Consider the following 3,860-nt stretch of genomic DNA (forward strand, 5'->3'; position numbering starts at 1 on the left):
GACAGCCCACCGCCGGGGCCGCGGTCATTCTTGTTGTGCTCCTCACGCTGCTACTGCTGGCGGGCATCCTCTCGGCCTCGCTGCGGCTGAGCCTGAGCAGCCGTCAGAACACCGCCGACCGGACGGCGGCGCTCGGCGCACAGTACGCCGCCGAGTCGCAGGTGGCCCTTGCCGAAAGCCGATTTCGTGACATTCAGCGCCTCCTGACCAACAAAGTCCGCGCCCCGGCGGGCTACGAAGTGCGCCATCTCGCCGTCGCGCCCACCACCACCGTGCCGGACATGGAAAGCTACGCCCGCAAGTTTTGCGGCAAGGCCACCGTGCCCAATCCCTGGCAAGCGACGGACGCGTTTGCCGAACCACGCGACAACCGTGACAGCGGTCAGTTCCCCGAAGCCCAGGAATGCCTGGTGGACGCGTCCTCGCGCCTGAGCGAAGAGCAATTCTCCATCCTCTCGGCGGCGGTCACACCGGACGCCTACCATGTGCTGCCCGCCAGCGAGCGCCCCAGGCCCGATGCCAACCTCAACGAATGGTGGAGCAGGCAGCTGTCGCTGAGCAGTGACAACCTCTCTTACCAGATCGTGCCGCTGCGGGTGGTCAAGCTGACGCCGCTGCGCTACCGCTTTTACCTGGGCGTCAAGGAATTTCAGGCGCGGGGCGTGCAGGGCCGCGCCGAGCGACTGGTGCGCGGGCAGCGCTCGGTGGGCGGCGACTGGTGGTTCGAGTTCTACATGCCCACCCCGTTGGACTACAACATCTTCGTGCAGAGCATGCCCCCCACCAACGGCGGCCTCGCCTACAGCGTGATTGACGGCGACATGTACGTGGCCGAGCATGTGCGGTTTCTGACCTCGGCCAACAGCGTCAAGTTCCTGGGCAACCTGAATACCTCGGGCTGCACGCCGCTGCCCCCCGCTTACGCCGCGCCGGACGCCGACTGTGAGCGCACGCCGGGCTTCTACGACTCGGACAGCGTCACCCTCAATAACATCGCTCCCGACGGTCTCGATACCATCGCCCTCAACCGCAACCTGACCGACCGTGTCCTGAGAACCGGGGCCACCTTCGCGCCGGGCAAGCGCGGTACCTTCGACGCCCGTTACATCGGGTTGCCCCAGAGCGTCAACCAGCAGGCGGCGCTGGCGCAGGCCTCGGGCATCGTGCTCGCCTCCGACGAAACCCACATCGAACTGCTCGCCGGAGACGCGGCGGGCAATCCCCTGAGCAGCTACAACCAGACCAATCAGGCCTGGGAAGAACCCAGACCGACCTACCAGTACATTCGCCTCAGCAAGCCGGGCGTGCGCTACGACACGACCCGCTGGATCGAGTACAGCACCGACCCGTCGGTCTATAACCAGACCCCGCCCGAGCACCGCGAGAGTTACGGCTGCACCATCGCCTCGCAGGGTTCCTACGTGTTCACCTGCTACCGCGTGCGTCCCAGCATCAGTGAAAACGTCGTCACCCGCGAGTACCGCTACGGGCCGGACAAGGTGCTGTACGGCAAAGACGCGGCGGGAAGCTGGCAGGCCGTGCTCCAAAACTTCAACGGAGTGGTCTACAGCAGCGGCACGCCCAACGTGAGGGGGCCGGCGCGACTAGGCAATGACACGACCGGAGCGCTCGACAAGATGCCCCCGGCGGTCGCCTCCTTCGCCAACCTGGGCGTGGTGAGCGCCGAGGGGATGCGCCTCGACACCGACCTGACCGTTTCGGACGTGCCCTGCGCCAACGGACGGCAGCCCGGCAGCACCATAGACGCGCCGCAGCCCTGCCAGAAGACCGGGGACCGCACGCCCCGCAACATGCTGGGCCTGTACACCCCGAGCGGCGACATCGTGATGACCACCAAAACGCCCAACGAGGCGACCTATCACGCGACCATCATGGCCTCGAACGGTTCGTTCCGCGTGGAGCAGTCGCGTGAGCGTGCGCCGCAGGGCCACCGCCATGTGGTCGGCAGCGTCATCTCCAAGGTCTTCGGTCGCAACGGGGTAGCCGACCTGACCGGGCGGGGGGTCACGGCAGGTTACAGCGACGCTTTTTCCTACGACACCCGGCTGCGTGACGGCCTGCGCCCCAACGGCATCCTGATTACCGAAATCTGGCTGGCGTCCGACAATGCCGACACGGGCAAGCGCCTGAGCGACGTGTCCTGGCGGCAAAGTCGCGCCCGGAGCCAGTAATGGCGGGCGGCTCCTCGGCCCGCACGCGGGGGTTCACGCTCCTGGAACTGCTGGTGGTCATCGCCATCCTGATGCTGATCGCGGGCCTGTTGGGGTTCTCGCTGTTGCGGAGCATCCGGGGCGCAGAACTGCGTGACGCCGCCACCCTGGTCGCGACTGACCTGCGCCGCGCCAAATCGGTCGCGCAACGCGGCAGCCGCGACGTGACAATGACTTGGACGCCCGACAGCCAGGGCCGCTTTACCCAGTACGACGTGGCGGGCCGAACCTCCACCCTTCCCGCCGGAACCTACATGGTCTGTTCGCGGGGGTGCAACGCCACCGAACATCAGCTCACCTACACTGCCCCTCACGGCGAACTCTCCCGAACAGCCGGGGCCGTGCAGGGTAAAGCCTTCACGCTCGGCAGCCTGACCGAGGGGGTCGCGCCCCTGTCGGTGCGGGTGGTGGGCGTGACCGGCAAAGTCATGATCGGCAAAGGAATTACGCCATGAAGACCCAACCCTCACGGGGCCTGACCATCGTCGAAATTCTGGTGGCTCTCGCCATTCTGGGCCTGCTGACCGCCCTGCTGACCACCACCCTGACCGGGTCGCTGTCCCTTGACCGCCGCGCCCAGCAGGAACTCAAGACCTCCAGCGAGGCCCAGCGCCTCATCGAAACGGTGCGGGGAGCCTGGGACAACAAGGACAACTACCGCCTGGCCTGTGTGCCGAACTGGCAGGTGCCCGACGGGTACGAGGTCACATTCATCAACCTCGATACCCGCGCCCAGCCGGTGCGGCCCGACGGCACGACCCTGCCTTCCCCCGCGCCCGCCGGGTCGGTGGTGAGTCGGCCCATCGAAGGCAGTTGCGTGGACGGAGAAGGTGACTTGATCGGCTCGCCGCCTGTCCCGCCGCCCATGCGTCAGGTGGTCGTGCAAAGTCCCGGCAGTGGCAGAGAGGCCGTCAAGCTCAGCATCTTCGTGCTGGAGCCGCTGTGAAGCCTGCTGTTCGCCCTCCGGCACAGTGGCGGGAGGGCTTTACCCTCATCGAAATTCTGGTGGCGCTGGCCCTGCTGGGCGTGGTGCTGGGCCTGCTGGTGTCGTTTTTCACCCAGAGTACCCGCACCTCTTCTCAGGTCAGCACCCGCACCGAGATGCAGGAAGACATCCTCATCACGCAGCAGATTATCGCCGCCCGCCTGCGTGAAGCCTGGGCCGTTCTGCCTCCCGGCACCATCGTAGATTTCGGCAGCGGAGCCCTGCGTCGCAACCCGGCAGCCGGAAACATCAACGGCAGCTGGGAAATCGGCGCCCATCCCCTGCTGGCCCTTATTCTGCCGCCGGACGCGCCCCAGCTTTCCTGCACGGCGACCATCCGTGACGGGTGCTACCGTTTTTTCGCCTATTACCCGGTCAAGCGCTCGAACTGGGTTTCGAGCACGTCGCCTACCAGCACCCGCAATCCTGGCCCCGACCCCGACAACGGCGACACCTGGGTGCTGGCCGAGTACACCGACTACTACGACATGCCGCCGCTCATGAGCAACCTGCGCCCGCCAAGCGACACTGCGGGCAGTCAGGTCAACCTGCTGGCCGACTATGTCGCGCCGGGAATACCCACGGGCACGTTCACCACGGCGGCGAACGCCTACACCATGTTCAGCTACTCCCTTGCCGATGGC

General features: G+C 66.3%; 4 protein-coding genes. All 4 read left to right on the forward strand.

Annotated features, from left to right (window positions below; all coding sequences use genetic code 11):
- The coding region (locus tag Q4C89_RS03045) for a hypothetical protein (RefSeq protein ID WP_303101131.1) at positions 1–2,192 on the forward strand (2,192 nt) is incomplete at its 5' end.
- Positions 2,192–2,686 carry a Tfp pilus assembly protein FimT/FimU gene (locus Q4C89_RS03050; RefSeq protein ID WP_303101132.1) on the forward strand — a complete coding sequence of 165 codons (495 nt, stop codon included), beginning with the start codon at positions 2,192–2,194 and terminating at the stop codon, positions 2,684–2,686. The genes Q4C89_RS03045 and Q4C89_RS03050, both read left to right, overlap by 1 nt.
- Positions 2,683–3,177 carry a prepilin-type N-terminal cleavage/methylation domain-containing protein gene (locus Q4C89_RS03055; protein WP_303101133.1) on the forward strand — a complete coding sequence of 165 codons (495 nt, stop codon included), beginning with the start codon at positions 2,683–2,685 and terminating at the stop codon, positions 3,175–3,177. The genes Q4C89_RS03050 and Q4C89_RS03055 overlap by 4 nt, the downstream gene beginning before the upstream one ends.
- On the forward strand, positions 3,174–3,860 hold a 687-nt coding region (locus Q4C89_RS03060), incomplete at its 3' end, for a prepilin-type N-terminal cleavage/methylation domain-containing protein (protein ID WP_303101134.1). The genes Q4C89_RS03055 and Q4C89_RS03060, both read left to right, overlap by 4 nt.

Origin of the sequence: Deinococcus sp. (genome assembly GCF_030523985.1) — a bacterium.
Taxonomy (GTDB): domain Bacteria; phylum Deinococcota; class Deinococci; order Deinococcales; family Deinococcaceae; genus Deinococcus.

Coding starts and splice junctions, on each gene's coding strand:
- Q4C89_RS03050 (WP_303101132.1), top strand. CDS start 2,192: ATGGCGGGCGGCTCCTCGGCCCGCACGCGGGGGTTCACGCTCCTGGAA.
- Q4C89_RS03055 (WP_303101133.1), top strand. CDS start 2,683: ATGAAGACCCAACCCTCACGGGGCCTGACCATCGTCGAAATTCTGGTG.